This is a genomic window from Roseibium aquae (assembly GCF_008711285.1).
GTDB classification, from domain to species: Bacteria; Pseudomonadota; Alphaproteobacteria; order Rhizobiales; family Stappiaceae; genus Roseibium; species Roseibium aquae.
The window spans coordinates 481296-496523 of the sequence record NZ_VXDC01000001.1 but is presented as its reverse complement, the minus strand read 5'-3'; the positions used below and the strand labels follow the sequence as shown (position 1 = coordinate 496523).

Genomic DNA, 15228 nt, shown 5'->3' with positions numbered 1-15228 from the left:
TGGCAAAGCGTACCTATCGCCCCAGCGGTCATCCCCGCCTTGTGCGGGGATCCAATCGCACTCACAATAGAGCATGGCGTTTTATGTGTACCTGTTGGCAAGCCGCAAGAACGGAACGTTTTACACCGGGGTGACCAACACTCTCGCACGCCGCATCCATGAGCATCGCGAAAAACAGGCCGACAGCTTCACCCGCCGCTATGACGTGACCCGGCTGGTCTACTACGAAACTTATGAAACAGCAGAAGAGGCTATCCGCCGGGAAAAACGGCTGAAACGTTGGCCACGGGCATGGAAGCGGGAAGATCCCGCATCACGTGCGGGATAACGAAGGAGCAAGTGGCGCAGCCCATCACCATACACCGCGTCATCCCATGGCTTGACCATGGGATCCACTCCGTTCCTCTTCCAAACGGCACGGCCCCACGTTGGGCGCCATCACGGTATGGATTACCCGGTCGAGCCGGGTAATGACGGTGGTGTTTGTGCCGAGCACTCCAGACACACACTCCGTCATCCCTTGGATCCATTACGTGTTGTTGCCAATCGGTAGGACACTGCCAGAGGCACCATCACGGTATGGATCCCGGATCAAGTCCGGGATGACGTTGGGAAGTACCGGCCGCCCTGCCTGCCCCAACGAAGTCACCTATTTAGATGCCTAACGAGATCAAACCAGTCCGGATTCAAGTCCTCGATCAGGTCGATCTTCCATTTCCGTGGCCAGCGTTTGATCGCCTTTTCACGGGCGATTGCTTGAGGCGCCGTCTCATGTTCTTCATACCAGATCAGCCGTTTGACTGAGTAGCGTTTGGTAAATTGCGACCCAGCGCCAGAAATATGTTCATTTAACCGTCTCGGGAGATCGTTCGTCACGCCGGTATAAAGCGTGCCGCCCTTGCGCGTTGTCAGGATGTACACCCAGTAACGCTTGTGCATATGCCGATAGGAAACGGGATGGATCCTCGGGTCAAGCCCGAGGATGACAGCTGAGAGGTCCGGTCATGACGGTTGATCCCAAATCACTGGGCCAAAGCATGGAAACACCGTCCCCGATCAAGTCCGGGGCCGGCTCACAAGCGGGATAATAACGCCCGAAAGATAGGCAGGCTCGCCTCCCCCTCCTGACCCTCAGGAAAATCTTATCCACTCCCGTAGCCCTGCCCCTATACTTCTCTCCATCCGCTCACATGGGCTTGCACGGGGACCGTCCCCGGCGGGGAGCGGATCGGGCGGGGGCTCACGGACGGATGGTAACGCAATCTGTCCGGGGTCCGGCGTGGAAGGGCGGTCGGTGACTGTGTAGCCAGAGCACCGCGGCCTCCCGGTTGGGCCGGCTACGGCACAGGGGGTGACGCCCAGGTGCCATGGCCTGGCCGGATCAGGTTCCACCGAACGCACAAAACAGCCCGGGCGGGGCCGTCGGGCCATGCCGAAGAAACACTTTTTATCTCCAGATGCGCAGGCACAGCCTGGCGCGTCCCGCCACCTCTGTATCTTGCAGGGGATGTGACCAGCCAAACGCCGGAGAAGAGCCTCGCGGCGCCTTTCGTGTTGGGTGCTCCGGGCGGGAAGCCGCACAGCCAGACCCGGACCCGTGTGGCCAGGGCGCGTCTTCCCTTTCCCGTTGGAAACACGCAGACTGTGGAACGGATCCTCCGGAACCCGGCAGACGGGAAAAAGCGCCGCGGTCGGACGATCGAGAGCGGCACCACGGCGCTGAAGGGCGAAGGGGCGGAAGGGGCGGCAATGTCCGACATCGGCGGTATCTTCACGGGCTGGGACCTTCTGATCCTGTTTTCGATCCTCGCATCGCCCGGTCTTGTCGCGGGCGCGGCCGTTGGAGCGATCGCATGCCGAAACCGCCGGGCCGGTGCGATGATCGGGGCGCCCGCCGGTTTTTTGGCGGGACTTGCCTGCGTCACGGTGTATCTGGTCTGGCTCAAATAAAGGGTTGCGCGAGCGGGGGACCACCGTCTTCCTCCAGCCTCATCCTGAGGAAGTCCCTAGGGGCTTGTCTCGAAGGATAGCCGAAGGTACCGGAGCGCGCCGCCGGTGCTTCGAGACGGCACCCGCGCCTCCTCAGCATGAGGGCGGAGGGTCTGGCCGAGCCCCAGCCCCACTTCGTCATCCTCGGGCTTGACCCGAGGATCCATTCCGTTCCGGTTCCAATCGGCAAGGTCCTGCGTGGGGCACCATCACGGTATGGATCCCCGATCAAGTCGGGGATGACGGCCGGGGGGCCAGGCGGGGCGGAAGACGGCGTGCGCCGGAGCGCGCCGCCGGTGCTTCGAGACGGCGCGCGGCCTCCTCAGCATGAGGGCGGAGGGTCTGGCCGAGCCCCAGCCCCACTTCGTCATCCTCGGGCTTGACCCGAGGATCCATTCCGTTCTGGTTCCAATCGGCAAGGTCCTGCGTGGGGCACCATCACGGTATGGATCCCCGATCAAGTCGGGGATGACGGCCGGGGGGCCAGGCGCGGCGGAAGACGGCGTGCGCCGGAGCGCGCCGCCGGTGCTTCGAGACGGCGCGCGCCTCCTCAGCATGAGGGCGGGGGCGGGGCGGAAACCGGTGTCCCGGATCCCGGGTTTCGAACCGGACTTGTATTTCTACGTAGTCTTCGCGAGACAAGCGAGCGTCTTCATTTTGTGCCGGAGAGCCTTGCGGCCGAAAAGACCCCGCTCTTTCCTCTGCAGTCTTTTTGTTTCTATCAATAGTTTTTAAAGAAACTTCAAACACCACGTCGCCGGTCAATAAATAAGACGTCTAATTTAACAGTACCGGGTTTTGTTTTGGACAAGTGTTAAGGGTTTTTTTGGACCCTCGATGGTACATCACTGCTGAAACCGTTGGGGGATCCCATGAAGTTCTGGCAATCTGTTAAATTCACGACCACCGTGCCTATCGTCGCCGTTGTAGCGGTCGCATTCGCGGTCTTTTCCTATGTCACTTCATCGCAGCGCATCGCGGCGGTGGAAGAATCCTTCGAATCGGAAATCCAGCTCAGCACGAAGCTGACCAATCAGGCCCTTGCGAACGCGATGTGGGACTTCGACCAGGATCTGGCCGGAGCCCTGCTCGCCCCTTTGAAGGACAATGAGAACTTTTCCTGGGCGGTGGTGCAGGAAGCGAACGGATCGGTCTTCTCCGCGGTCCTCGAGACGGACAGTCAGGCCGCCGAAGACCTCGTCGCGCTGGTTCCCGAGGCGATCCGGGCGATCGAAGGAGATATGGACACACAGTTCGTGACCACCGGAGAATACGAAATCGGCGTCAAACCGATCGTCCGGGCCGATGGGAGCGATAGCAGTGTCCTGGGCAAGGTCTACATCGCCCTGAACCGGAATGCCGTGGAAGCCGCGCGCGCCGAAGCGCTGACGACGTCGGTGATCATGGCGGCGCTGGCGATTGGCGTCGTATCGATCTGCCTGGTGTTGCTGATCCGGAGGATCACCGGACAGATCGGCTCCTTGTCGGACACGATGCGCACCCTGTCGGAAGGCAACTACGAGATCGATATCCCCTATGTCGGCCGCGTGGACGAGATGGGCATGATGGCCAGAACGGTTGAAGTTTTCCGCGACAACGGCCTGCGCCAACGCGAGTTGGAAGAAACCCAGCGCCAGAACGCACAGAACGAGTTGAACCGGAAGGAACAGCTCGAACTCCTGATCTCCGAGTTCCGCGACGACTCGGGCAGGCTGCTCACCCCGGTTGCGGAATCCACCGACAAAATGGCGCAGATCTCCGGCACACTCATGGAGCTGTCGTCCGGCACGACCGAGCGGGCGGCCTCCGTGGCGGCGGCAACCGAGCAGGCTTATACCAGCGTTCAAACGGTCGCGTCCGCGTCCGAGGAACTGTCGGCCTCGATCAGCGAGATCTCCCGCCAGATCAACGAAACCAGCGATGTTGTGTCGAGCGCGAATGAAAAGGCGACCTCCGCCAACGAGCAGGTGGCCAGCCTGGCGGCGTCCGCCCAGAAGATCGGCGCGGTCCTTCAGCTGATCCAGGACATCGCCGAGCAGACCAACCTTCTGGCCTTGAATGCGACGATCGAGGCGGCCCGCGCCGGGGAAGCCGGCAAGGGTTTCGCGGTCGTGGCGGCTGAAGTCAAGGAACTTGCGAACCAGACCTCCAAGGCGACAGAAGAGATTTCGGCCCAGATCAATGCGATCCAGGGCGCGTCCTCCGACTCGGTCGCGGCGATCGAGGAAATCGCCGCCATCATGATCAAGGTGAACGAGTTCACCGACTCGATCACCCAGGCCCTGGAACAACAAGGTCATGCAACCGCCGAGATCAGCGGCTCCATCCAGGAAGTCGCCTCGGGGACCCGCGAGATCACTGAAAACATGACGGGCGTGAAACAGGCAGTCGACGAGACTTCGATATCGGCGGGCGACGTGTCCCGGACCTCTTCGGAAGTCGCCGACAACACCCGCCTGTTGGCCGACCGCATCGACGGCTTCCTGCGGCGCGTCTCCGCAGTCTGATCCAACAGACACCGTGCAACATCCCGGCCCCCCGCCCTGCGGCGGGGGGTCTTGTTGGTGGCAGAGGCATAGCCTTGCGCCGCCTCAAGGCAAAGATGTGATTGGCGGGTTTCCTTGATCAGACCGGAGCCTTGGGTCAGGCCGCCTTTCCATCCGGGAAGCATGGATTTTTTAGCCGTTTGATGCCATAACCTGCCGCAAGGTGACAGCGGCCCTGGAATGCCCGGCCCCGGCGGTTGCGCCGCCAAACACCGATTGACGAAACCGGCAGCCCCACTGGAGGCTGCGAAGTCCGGTACGCACCAATTGCGAGACAGGATCGATGACCGATACGGATCTGAAGCCGCGCCTTGGAACGCGGAAAAAAGTCGAACGCCCGAAGCGCTATCTGGTCGTTCTGCTGAATGACGACTATACGCCGCGTGAATTCGTGATCCTCGTGCTGAAGGGCGAGTTCCGGCTGGATGCGGGCCAGGCTGAAAGGGTGATGATCACGGCGCATCAAAAAGGCGCTTGCGTGGTGTCTGTCTATCCGCGTGATGTGGCGGAAACGAAGACGGCACGTGCGATAGAGGCCGCCTCTCGCATGGGCTATCCCCTTCAGTTCTCGGTGGAACCTGAGGAGTGATCTCGGGCGCGTGCGTCCGCATGGCCGACCCGATTGAGATCAAGGCCGGCCCGGCAAAAAACGGCAACAGGTTTCCCCGTTGCCGCTAACTCTCAGAAAAGAAATCAAAAACGGTTTCCGCCATCTACGGCTCAGTACACTAAGAGCCTAGCAAGGCCCCCTCTGGCGGAAAACATATTATTGGTTGTTTGCAGGTTGTAATTCTTGACAATAAGTTTGATCGGCTGGGCGGCAACGAGCGCCTCCGCCAAGCGGGCATTCACCGGGCAGGATGCCTCTGCCGCCCCCCGTCCGCATGGCAAGGTCTGGCGAACAGCGTTGACCGGCCCCACTCTTGACCGGACACATTAGAGGTTCCGGACCAGGGCGTGGCGGCCGATGCATTCACGGACATGAGCTCAGTCTTCGCGCAGGCGGACAATCTTGTCGGACCGCTCGGCCGGGCCGTGATCATCCGGCCCCTCACGCTCCGGCTCGGACGTCCGGGTGTCCTCACTGGACGGCGATTTGGTCCGCGACGGCGCCGTTTCGGTCAAGCCGAGCTCTTCGGCCGGACCGTAATCTTCCGTCAGACCCATGAGTTCCGCCGGCCCGCGCCCTTCCATCGCCCTCTGGTAATTGAGGATGACGCCCTTGAGCTGCACGATTTGTTCGTTGGCCGTATCCACCTGGATCTTGTAGCGCTGCAAGGTCTTGTTTTCGTCGACGATATCCTCGAGCTGCTGGGTGTAGCGCTTGTTCTGGTTGCGCTCGTGATTCAGCTCCGTGAGGGTCGCGTTGTAGCGCAGGCTCAACTCCCGCAGCTTGGCATTGTTGGACAGCAGTTCCTCGCGGTCCTTTTCATGATTTTTCTGCGCGCTGACCAGGAGATGTTCGATTTCCTGCATCCGCTTGTGAAGATCGCGGTTGCGTTCCTTGAGATCCGAATTCTCGCGGGTCATTTCCTGCAGGGACTGCGCGCCGATGCGCCGCTGGGAAGAGAGGTTCTCGATTTCTGCATTGAGCGCATAGACCTCATTGTCATGCTTGCGCTGCTCTTCCTCCATCCGCTCCTTTGAATAGGCCAGTTCCTGATTGGCCACATCCAGGTGGGACTTCAGGTCGATGTTTTCGTTGCGGAAGTCGACCACCTTGCGTTTGGAGGCTTCAAGCTCGCTGGTCAGCCCATTGTTCTTCTTGATTTCGTCTTCGAGAAGCGCGGCGCTTTCGGACAGGTTCTGCTGCAGTTCCTTCTCGCGCTTCGTGACGTCCTCCAGCCCGCTCTTGAGCTTTTCGGCGTGGTCTTCCAGCGACTTCATCTTGGCCTTGAGGTCAACCAGTTCGCCGGTCAGTTCGGTGACCTGGGCATTGGCCTCGACCAGTTCGGCGCTTTGCGACCGGTATTCCTCATTGACCTTCTTGTTGTTGTCGCGGATGGCGATCAGCTCGTTCCGTGCGGTTTCGAGCGCCGTGCGTGTTTCGGTAAGGCGCTTGCGCAGGGAATGAACCTCCGCCTGAGCCTCTTCCAGTTGCGTGGACAACGTGCTGATCCGGTGGGTAGCATCCAGAAGATCAGTCGAGATCTTCGCATTTTCGGACTTCAGCCGGATCTCGGTTTCCACGTGAACGCGCTGCGCTTCGACGAATTCGGACAGCATCAGGATGCTGTTCCGGTTCTCCGAGGCCATGGCGCTCATCTGTTCAAACGACTGGGTTAGCCCCCCGAGACGGGTCTTCAACCCGTCCAGCTGGTGCATCTTTTCCTGCATCTTGAGCGCGAACGGCGACAGCTGTTTCACATTGGACGGCGCTGTCCCGGCATCGGTATCGGACTCCCCAATGCCATCGCGTGACGCCGTCTCGGGCGGTGATTGCTCCCGCCGCGTATCCGTCGGTCGCGTTGTCTTTGAGAAAATACCCATTACTCGTCCTCTCACTTCCCAAGTCACTTCCCAAGCGGATGGGTTCGCTGGCCGCAAACCTCACAACGTTGACGAAAAGTAAAAGGCAAATCGCACCGGAGTGCAAAAGGAATCGCGCGCTCCCCGCAGGATTCACAGGCCGACAGCCGAAAATAGTTAAAAAGTATTGTCGAGAGTGACGATCGCACGGTCGACGGTCACCGCAACTTGCCCGCGGAACCGGAACCGCGTGCTTGGAACCTGGCTTTTGCCGGCCCGCCCGGCACAGCGCACTAGGTGCATCGAATAGGTAAAAATACAAATGATAATTGAACCCATCAGGAAGAGGCAGTTTTTCCAGTATCAATTCGTTCATGATAATGCAGAAACGCGTTTAAGTTCATAACCTTTTACCAACCGACGTCCGGTTAATTTCATCTCGACATGCAGATGTCATACGTCTTCGCTACCGGTTTGGAAAAGACCGCGCGAACATTTACATCGGTGAAAGGTGACGAACACATGAAAACATTGGCCATTGTCGCAGGACTTGCAGCATCGGCGGTTGTCGCGTCAGCCCAGGCGGAAAGTCTTCAGCTCACCACTTTGGAGTGGCCGCCTTACGTAATGTCCGACGGGTCGGGAGCAAGTTCCGAAGCAGTCATCGCCACTTTCAAGAAGGCCGGGATCGAGGCGAGCGTTCAGGTATTTCCCTGGAACCGTGCCATCAATCTGGCCGAGAAAGATCCGAACTGGATCGGCGTTTATCCAGAGTATTACTCAGCTGCCGATGATGTGGACAATGGCGGTGCGCGGTGCCTCTATTCGGCCTCTTTCGGCACCAGCCCGGTCGGTTTCATCCAACGCGCTGATAGTCCCATCACATGGTCCACTCATGACGACCTCAAGGCCTACACGATTGGCGTGGTCCGCGGTTACACAAACGAAGAACAGTTTGATGCGATGGTGGCCGCCGGGGACATTTCAGCCGAAATGGCCGACGACGATGCTCAGAACATCCTGAAAGTGGCAGGTTCGCGCGCCGATGCGGGTGTCGTGGACCGGCTTGTGTTCGAGCATCTGGCAAAAAATGACCCGGAAGTGGCCAAGGTCGCCGGTACGCTGAGCTTCAATGACACCCTGCTCGCCGAGCATTCGCTGCATATCTGCTTTGAAAACAGCGAGGCAGGAAAAGCGGCGCGTGACAAGTTCAACGCGGCTTTGAACTGAGGAAACGGCGGATCGGCGCCAGTCTTCGGATGGCACTCTCCGGCCCCATGGACATGAATAAACGCCCCGCGTTCACGGATGAGTGAGTGCGGGGACCCCATCGGTGATAATCCGTAGATCTGATATCATCGTATCGAAGGCCATCAGACACTGGAGATGGGTTTCGATGACTTGGACGATGATATGGCGAGCCGGCCGCGCAGCGACGCGGACGATGATTGCGGCGGGGTTCGCCGGCAGCCTGACCTTTGTCGCGCCAGCCCTGGCCGACCTCGGCGCGGCCGCACGAACCGTTCCGGCGGCCGAACTGGTCGGCGAAGGTCGCTTGCGGATCCTCGGGTTCCGCGTGTTCGACGCAAAGCTCTACGCGCCCAACGGACGGTACGATCCGAAAAGCGCGTTTGCCCTTCAGCTCACCTATCTTCGCGATTTTCCCGGCGACGCGATCGCCAGGGAGACCATCAAGGAAATCCAGCGCCAAGGCTTCAGAAACCAGGCAAATCTCGACCGCTGGGGTGACCAACTCACCAAGATCCTTCCCAACGTCAAATCCGGCCAGTCGATCACCGGGGTCCGCACTGCCGATGGCGGCACTTTGTTCTATTTCGGCGACCGGCTTATCGGCCGCATCGATGAGAGCGAGTTCACGGAGCGCTTCTTCTCCATATGGCTCGGGAACAACACCCGGAACCCGGAGCTCAGAGCCCGGTTGGTCGGAGCCTCGTCTTGATGAACGCGCCAGACGGATCGCAGCAGCCGGAGAGCGTTTGCGCGCCGGTCAGGATACCGGCGCTGCTGCTTTACAGCTTCATGGCGTTCCCCCTGGCCTTTGCCGGGCTTCCCGTCTACCTCCATGCACCCGATTTCTACGCGGTCACCATGGGATCCTCGATCACTTCCCTTGGCCTCGTATTGCTTGGCCTTCGGGTTGTCGATGCGCTGCAGGACCCGCTGATCGGCGCCCTCAGTGACCGCTTTCACCGGGCCCGCGCCGGGATCATCATCCTGGGCGCGATCTTGCTTGGGACTGGCTTCTGGATGATCTTCCATCCCGACCCGGCACACACACTGACATGGTTCGCAGTGGCTGTTTTCATCTGCACAACGGGGTTTTCGGTCGTCACAATCAACCTTCAAACGCTCGGCGGCGTGTGGCGCACCTCGACGGATGACAGAACGAAGGTTACCGGCTGGCGGGAAGCCCTGGCTTTGCTCGGCCTCGTCGTCGCCTCGATCAGCCCGGCGGTTCTCGGCCAGCAGACGGACCCCGCACGCGCCTTTCATCTTTTGTCCATCATATACATTCCGGTCCTGCTCGCCGGAACGGTCCTGCTCCTGATATGGCTGAAGACCGCAGATCTTTCGCGGCCAAAACCGGGAACCCAGTCCCTGTCATGGGGATTGATCGTGTCCGACCCGTGGCGGCGGCGGTTCTTTCTGCTCAGCCTTCTCAACACCTTCGCAAGCGCGATACCCGCCGTTCTCGTGCTTTTCTTCATTCGCGACCGTCTCGGCGCGGAAAGCTACACCGGTCTGTTCCTGTTGCTTTATTTTCTGTCAGGCGCGGTATCGATGATAGTCTGGGAGCGGGTCGCGCGGGTATTCGGCAAGATCCGGACCTGGGCCATATCCATGGGCGTCGCCATTTTGACCTTCATATGGGCAGCGCTCCTGGGAGATGGCGATATCTATGCGTTTGCCGCCGTTTGCACCCTGTCCGGATTGGCGCTTGGCGCCGATCTGGCGTTGCCTCCCTCGATCCTGGCCGATCACATCCACAAGGAGGATCGTCAGGGTGAAGCCGCCAAGTTTTTCTCGTTCCTGACCTTGATCTCGAAGGCCGCCCTGGCCCTGGCCACCGGTCTTGCCCTGCCCGCTCTTGGCCTGATTGGCTACGAGCCCGGTGGACAGATGACCCCGGTACTGGATCTGTCCCTGAGCGTCGCTTACGCGGTCGTGCCTTGCCTTTTGAAGACCCTGACGCTCTTCTGGCTGCTCATCGCCGAATCCAAGATCTCCCTGGATCGCCCGCTGGCTCCCGGAGTGGCAGGGTGGAACGCCGAAAGTGCACGGAACGGGTGAAACTGCTGTGAGTGTCCGGCCGCCGAAATCGACAAACACGTTCTCGGCCGATCCGCTGGCTTCGGTTCTGGATCAGGAAATCCTGGAGCAAAAGGTCTCCACCCTGACCCGGTTGAACAAGAAGCTGGAAACCGCTCTGACCAGGCTCCGCGCTTATAATCCCGCGGACCCAGGCGATCCGCAGGATGAGACCTATGACATCCTGCTTCAGGAAGCGGGCGAAGCCGTTTGGCATGTGATGATCCAAAGAGAGCTTTGCGGCTTTCGCACACATACGGCGTTTTTCGATGAAATGGGCGTTCCGAAAGCGGTCCGCCTGCGCGCCGGCCTCGTGACGCGCCCACCAAAGCCTTGATGCAGCGCGATCGGGCGCCGGTACTTCGTCCTCAGCGGCCAGACCTTGCACGGGTACGCAGTGCCTTGTCATACGGTGCTGCTCACACGTTCCTTGCCACCGGGCTTTTCCGTTCTTGCGCCGGTTGCTGCGGCCTTTGCGGACACCAGTCCTGCCATGGGCCAACGGGAGAAAACCGGTAAGCAACACACGGAAATTTTAGCTCATAAGCGGCCGGATCCGCTTGCGCGGCACCCGCAAGATCTCTACTAACCAGCGCCGAAGGCGTGGAGATCAAGCATGATCAAGACATGGATGAGGCGGACAGCACAATGCATGGCAGCATTGGCCGGGATCCTTGGCTTGGGGTTTCAACCTTCCCTCTCGGGCTTTTTCGACCCGCCGGCGGCTCATGCTGCGGCACTGCGCACGGTACCGGAGGGCAACCGCTACCGGACCCAGCCGGCCATTCCGTTTGCCTCGGCGCGCCGAACGGCCGCCAGCCAAGCCACCTACGACCAGAAATTCGAACGCGTTCTGGACGTTCTGCGCCGCGACAAGCGGCTCATGCGGTCGATCAAGCAGATCTCCAACCGGTATAGCATCGACCCTATCCACATGATCGGGGCCATCGTCGGTGAGCATACCTACAATTTCAACAGCCTCGACAGCGCCCAGTCCTATTACATCAAGGCGCTGGCCTATGCGGGGATCGATATCAGTTTCTCCCATGGCGGCGAGCATGTCGAAGAGTTCGTCAAACGCCCCCAGTTCGAGGACTGCCGGACGAATTCCAAGACCAGCAACACGCTCTGGTCCTGCTATGAGAAAGTCTGGGAAAAGAGTTTTCGAAACAAGACCGTCGACGACCGCCGCTTTCCCAACAGGAACTTCAACGAAACGTTCTTTCAGCCCTTGTTCGCCGGTCAAAGCTTCGGGTTTGGCCAGCTCAGCCCGCTGACGGTGTTGAAAATGACGGATCGGGTCGCCAGCCAAAGCGCCAACCGCAAGCTGGATGCCGCCAATGCAGGCGAAGTCTACAGGGCCGCGATGGATCCCAACATCTCGCTTCATTACATGGCAGCCGTGATCCAGGATGCGATCGAAGCCTACAAGACGGTGGCGAATGTCGACATTTCAAAGAACCCCGGCCTGACCGCGACCCTTTACAATGTCGGCGACCCATGGGACCGCGCGGCCGCCTTCCGCCGAAGCGGGCGCGCGTGGCCGCGCGAGAACTATTACGGCTGGCTCGTGAACGACCGTTTGGAAGAACTCAAGTCTTTGCTCTGAGTGGTCTGGCGCGGTGCCTGCAAGCGGCTGGAGTACATTGGCTCCCTACTTCAAAAACGGGTTTGTCTGCCGCTCCTGTCCGATTGTCGAGGCCGGGCCGTGCCCGGGTATGAACGACACATCGTCGCCGAGCGGCAGCAGTTTGGTCTTGATCGACGATATCAGTACGTCATGGTTTCCGCCGGGCAGGTCGGTCCGCCCGATGGACCCGGCGAACAACACATCTCCGGAAAAGGCGATGCGCATCTCCCGATCGAAGAAAACGACATGGCCCGGCGCGTGCCCCGGACAATGAAGCACCTCGAAGATCCGGTCCGCGAAGGCGATTGTGTCTCCGTCGGAAAGCCAAAGATCGGGCTCAACCGGTTTGACATCCGGCAAACCGAATTGCCGGGCCTGGTCGGCAACCCTTTCAATCAGCGGGCGGTCGGCCTCATGCGGGCCCTCGACCGGGACGCCAAGCGCTTCTGCGAGATCCGCCGCGCCACCCACGTGGTCTATATGGCCATGGGTCAGAACGATCTTCTGCACCTTCGCACCGGTTTGCTTGATCGCATCGAGGATCGCCGGAACGTCTCCGCCCGGGTCCACAACGGCGGCGTGCAAGGTTTCCGGGTTCCAAACAAGGGTGCAGTTTTGCTGGAACGGCGTGACCGGGATCACCATGATCCTGATCGGCGGCTCTCCCGCAAGCGGGCCTTGCGCGGAACCCGCGCCGTGCGATTGCGACAAGATACTGATCCTTTACTTAAAAAGTTGGCGGGCGAAGGCGGAACAAACTCGAACCAGCGGCACGGTTCCGCTTCACCTTCGCGATTGCATTTCGTACAAGAATGAAATGCATTTGAATACCCGGCGCACAAATCTGGACCTGCATCTCTTATGATCCCATTGAAGCTGCACTTCTTGTCGGTCCTGTTGGCCTTCTCCCTGGCAGCCGTTCCAGCTCTCGCCGAGGAACCCCGTGCGCTTCCCGTGTTCGATGGCTGGTCGGTCGATTGCTCCAACACCGGCCTTTGCACGGCCTCCAGTTTCGTGCGTGCCCAGAGCATCTGGCTGGACTTGCGGGTGATACATGACTGGCCGGCGGACGCGCAGCCGCTGATCCGCATGACCACGAACACCGGATTGAATGCCGATGGCGCCATAGAGATAACGGTCGATGGCACGGTGATCGAGCAGCTTCCAGTTGCCCAGTTGAAGGAGATCCAGGCCTCCATTGAGGTTCCGGCGGGGTTTCGCCCGATTGGCGGCGAGGGGTTCTGGTATCCCACCGGCCCGGCCAGCCAGATGCTGCTCCAGGCCATGAAGACCGGGGGCAGCATGGTTGTCCGCCTGCCCGTCAATCCCGAACCGGTAGAGATCGTGGTCAATACGACCGGTTTGACATCGGCATTCCAATGGATGGATGACCGCCAGAACCGGACCGGGACCCAAGCGGCCTTGACGGATCCGGGAGACGAAACGCCGGCAGATGCCCCGAATGCCATCGCCATTCCAAGCCCGGATGTCTTGCCGCCAGCGGTTGCCGCGAGATGGGACAACGGCCGGTTTTGTTCGGACATCGACCCGGGGATTTTCGCGGGCCTCGACGCTGTCCTGGCCCAACTGCAGGAAAATGCAACCCTCTATCTGCTGCCCTGCGGCGCCCCAACGGCCTACAACACACCGTATATCGCCCTTCTCGCCAATCCGGACGGAAAAGTGAGCCAGCTGCATTTCGCGAGAATGTCCGAAAACGGACCGGTTGCCACCGACCTGCTTTACAATGTCCGCTGGCATCCCAAGACCCGCCAGTTGGAAAGCCTGTTTCGTGGATCTGGTCTTGGCGAGTGCGGCGTCTGGAACCGGTGGACCTGGCATGGCGGCAACTTCGCCTTGACCGAAGAGGCCGCGAGCACCGCATGCACGGGCGAAGCCACCCCCCTCGCCTCATGGACCACAACCTGGCCTCCGCAACCTCGCGCCGAAGAGTGAGGATCAAGGATTTTCTTGCGATTTTCACGCTCTCGGCTCATGATACAGGTGCAGCGGACTGGATCGGGATGCGGCACGGTTGTTTCACCCCAATCCTGTGGAGTTGAACGGACGGTCGAGATGACGTCCGGGGACGGCGCTCAAGATAAAATGTAGAGCGCATTCAATTGGTTATGTGCCCAAGGCGACCGGCACAAGATTAGGGTGACTTACTCATGCACGATGGCGATTCGGACCGACGTTCGCGTGGACGGCGCGGCGGCAAGCGCGAGTTCGGCGGTCCGCAGGACTTCGGCAGCGACTTTGGCGGCGGTGATTTTGGTGGCGGCTCCGAAGGCGGCTACGACGGTGGTTACAACAGCGGCGGACGCGATGGTGGTTATCGCGGCGCACGGGACGGCGGGTTCGGCAGCGGTCGTGAAGGCGGCGGCGGCGGTGGATACCGCGGCAGCCGCGATGGCGGATATGGCGGAGGCGGCCGTGAAGGCGGTGGTTTCGGCGGTGGACGCGAAGGCGGCGGTTACGGCGGCGGCCGTGAAGGCGGCGGTTACGGCGGTGGCCGTGAGGGCGGCGGTTATGGCGGCGGCCGTGAAGGCGGCGGTTATGGCGGTGGCGGATACCGCGGCAGCCGCGATGGCGGCGGCGGTGCCGGTGGCGGCGGCGGGTTTCGCGGCCCGCGCGATGGCGGCTACGGCGGCGGTCGTGAAGGTGGCGGCTTTGGCGGACGCGAAGGCGGCGGCGGCGGATTTCGCGGCGCGCAGGACGGCGCCCCCCGGCGGCCCCGCCCTGACGACCGAGGGCCCGTCGAGCGCGGTCCCCGCCAATCGGGCACGGTGAAGTTCTTCAAGTCCGACAAGGGCTTCGGCTTCATTACCCCGGACGACGGCGAGGCCGACGTGTTTGTGCATATCTCGGCGGTCGAGCGGTCGGGAATGACCACGCTGGACAGCGGGCAACGGATCTCCTTCGAGACGGAACCCGACCGTCGCGGCAAGGGTCCGAAAGCCGTCAACCTTCAGGAAGTCGCCGACGACTCGGCTGCGGAGACCGGCGAAGAGCCGTCCGGCCTGGACGACTGATACTGCCAGATTGATGGGCGCCCCGGGGGTGGTCTGATGCCCCTGGGGCGCGCCCATTGTCGTCTTGCTTGACGCGCGACCGGCGACTTTGCCGGGTCCGCCTTGGCACACCGGCTGTTCGCCGTGACAAACTGGGCCGTGTTCACAGTCTTGCCCATCCGAGCCTGCCCATCCGAGAGTTCTGCCCCACTGATCTTATTGCGAGAAAGCCTCATCTTTGCGAGAAAGC

14 protein-coding genes are annotated in these 15228 nt (G+C 60.8%); 11 read left to right on the top strand and 3 right to left on the bottom strand.

All coding sequences use genetic code 11. The annotated features are described in order from the left end of the window. Positions 1-73: 73 nt before the first annotated feature. On the top strand, positions 74-328 hold the full coding sequence (locus tag F0184_RS02175; RefSeq protein ID WP_150493979.1) for a GIY-YIG nuclease family protein: 255 nt from the start codon (positions 74-76) through the stop codon (positions 326-328). 317 nt (positions 329-645) lie between these two features. Here the strand turns inward: F0184_RS02175 and F0184_RS02170 are convergent, their stop codons facing one another. After that, positions 646-921 (bottom strand): GIY-YIG nuclease family protein, encoded by a 276-nt coding sequence (locus F0184_RS02170; RefSeq protein WP_371871033.1) that lies wholly within the window; start codon positions 919-921, stop codon positions 646-648. Between the two features lie 588 nt (positions 922-1509). Here F0184_RS02170 and F0184_RS02165 point away from each other — a divergent pair. The 3 genes from F0184_RS02165 (at position 1510) to clpS (ending at position 5124) form a co-directional block, all read left to right on the top strand. Beyond that, a complete protein-coding gene (locus F0184_RS02165) occupies positions 1510-1950 on the top strand; it encodes a hypothetical protein (RefSeq protein ID WP_150493975.1) in 441 nt (146 codons plus the stop codon). A gap of 911 nt (positions 1951-2861) precedes the next feature. After that, positions 2862-4496 carry a methyl-accepting chemotaxis protein gene (locus tag F0184_RS02160; RefSeq protein WP_150493973.1) on the top strand — a complete coding sequence of 545 codons (1635 nt, stop codon included), beginning with the start codon at positions 2862-2864 and terminating at the stop codon, positions 4494-4496. Between the two features lie 322 nt (positions 4497-4818). Further along, positions 4819-5124 (top strand): ATP-dependent Clp protease adapter ClpS, encoded by a 306-nt coding sequence (clpS, locus tag F0184_RS02155; RefSeq protein ID WP_150493971.1) that lies wholly within the window; start codon positions 4819-4821, stop codon positions 5122-5124. Between the two features lie 398 nt (positions 5125-5522). On the opposite strand, the gene F0184_RS02150 is transcribed toward clpS, so the two are convergent. Continuing rightward, on the bottom strand, positions 5523-7025 hold the full coding sequence (locus tag F0184_RS02150) for a coiled-coil domain-containing protein (RefSeq protein ID WP_150493969.1): 1503 nt from the start codon (positions 7023-7025) through the stop codon (positions 5523-5525). A gap of 501 nt (positions 7026-7526) precedes the next feature. On the opposite strand from F0184_RS02150, the gene F0184_RS02145 reads away from it, so the two are divergent. The 5 genes from F0184_RS02145 (at position 7527) to F0184_RS02125 (ending at position 11943) form a co-directional block, all read left to right on the top strand. Next, on the top strand, positions 7527-8234 hold the full coding sequence (locus tag F0184_RS02145; protein WP_150493967.1) for a substrate-binding periplasmic protein: 708 nt from the start codon (positions 7527-7529) through the stop codon (positions 8232-8234). Between the two features lie 166 nt (positions 8235-8400). Continuing rightward, complete coding sequence (locus tag F0184_RS02140; RefSeq protein ID WP_208998277.1) at positions 8401-8964, top strand: chalcone isomerase family protein; 564 nt, start codon at positions 8401-8403, stop codon at positions 8962-8964. Then, entirely contained in the window at positions 8964-10316 is a 1353-nt protein-coding gene (locus tag F0184_RS02135; RefSeq protein ID WP_208998276.1) for an MFS transporter, read from the top strand. Before F0184_RS02140 ends, F0184_RS02135 begins: the two co-directional genes overlap by 1 nt. Positions 10317-10323: 7 nt before the next feature. Next, entirely contained in the window at positions 10324-10671 is a 348-nt protein-coding gene (locus F0184_RS02130) for a DUF6665 family protein (protein WP_150493965.1), read from the top strand. Positions 10672-10950: 279 nt separating this feature from the next. Beyond that, positions 10951-11943: a DUF1402 family protein gene (locus tag F0184_RS02125; protein ID WP_244298950.1), complete on the top strand. Its 993-nt coding sequence runs from the start codon at positions 10951-10953 to the stop codon at positions 11941-11943. A 45-nt stretch (positions 11944-11988) separates the two neighbouring features. Here the strand turns inward: F0184_RS02125 and F0184_RS02120 are convergent, their stop codons facing one another. Continuing rightward, positions 11989-12609: an MBL fold metallo-hydrolase gene (locus tag F0184_RS02120; protein ID WP_150494613.1), complete on the bottom strand. Its 621-nt coding sequence runs from the start codon at positions 12607-12609 to the stop codon at positions 11989-11991. Positions 12610-12825: 216 nt separating this feature from the next. Between F0184_RS02120 and F0184_RS02115 the strand changes: the two genes are divergently transcribed. Further along, positions 12826-13920, top strand: a complete 1095-nt coding sequence (locus tag F0184_RS02115) for a DUF1176 domain-containing protein (protein ID WP_150493963.1) — start codon at positions 12826-12828, stop codon at positions 13918-13920. Between the two features lie 215 nt (positions 13921-14135). Further along, positions 14136-14999 carry a cold-shock protein gene (locus F0184_RS20995; RefSeq protein ID WP_280176925.1) on the top strand — a complete coding sequence of 288 codons (864 nt, stop codon included), beginning with the start codon at positions 14136-14138 and terminating at the stop codon, positions 14997-14999. Positions 15000-15228: the final 229 nt, after the last annotated feature.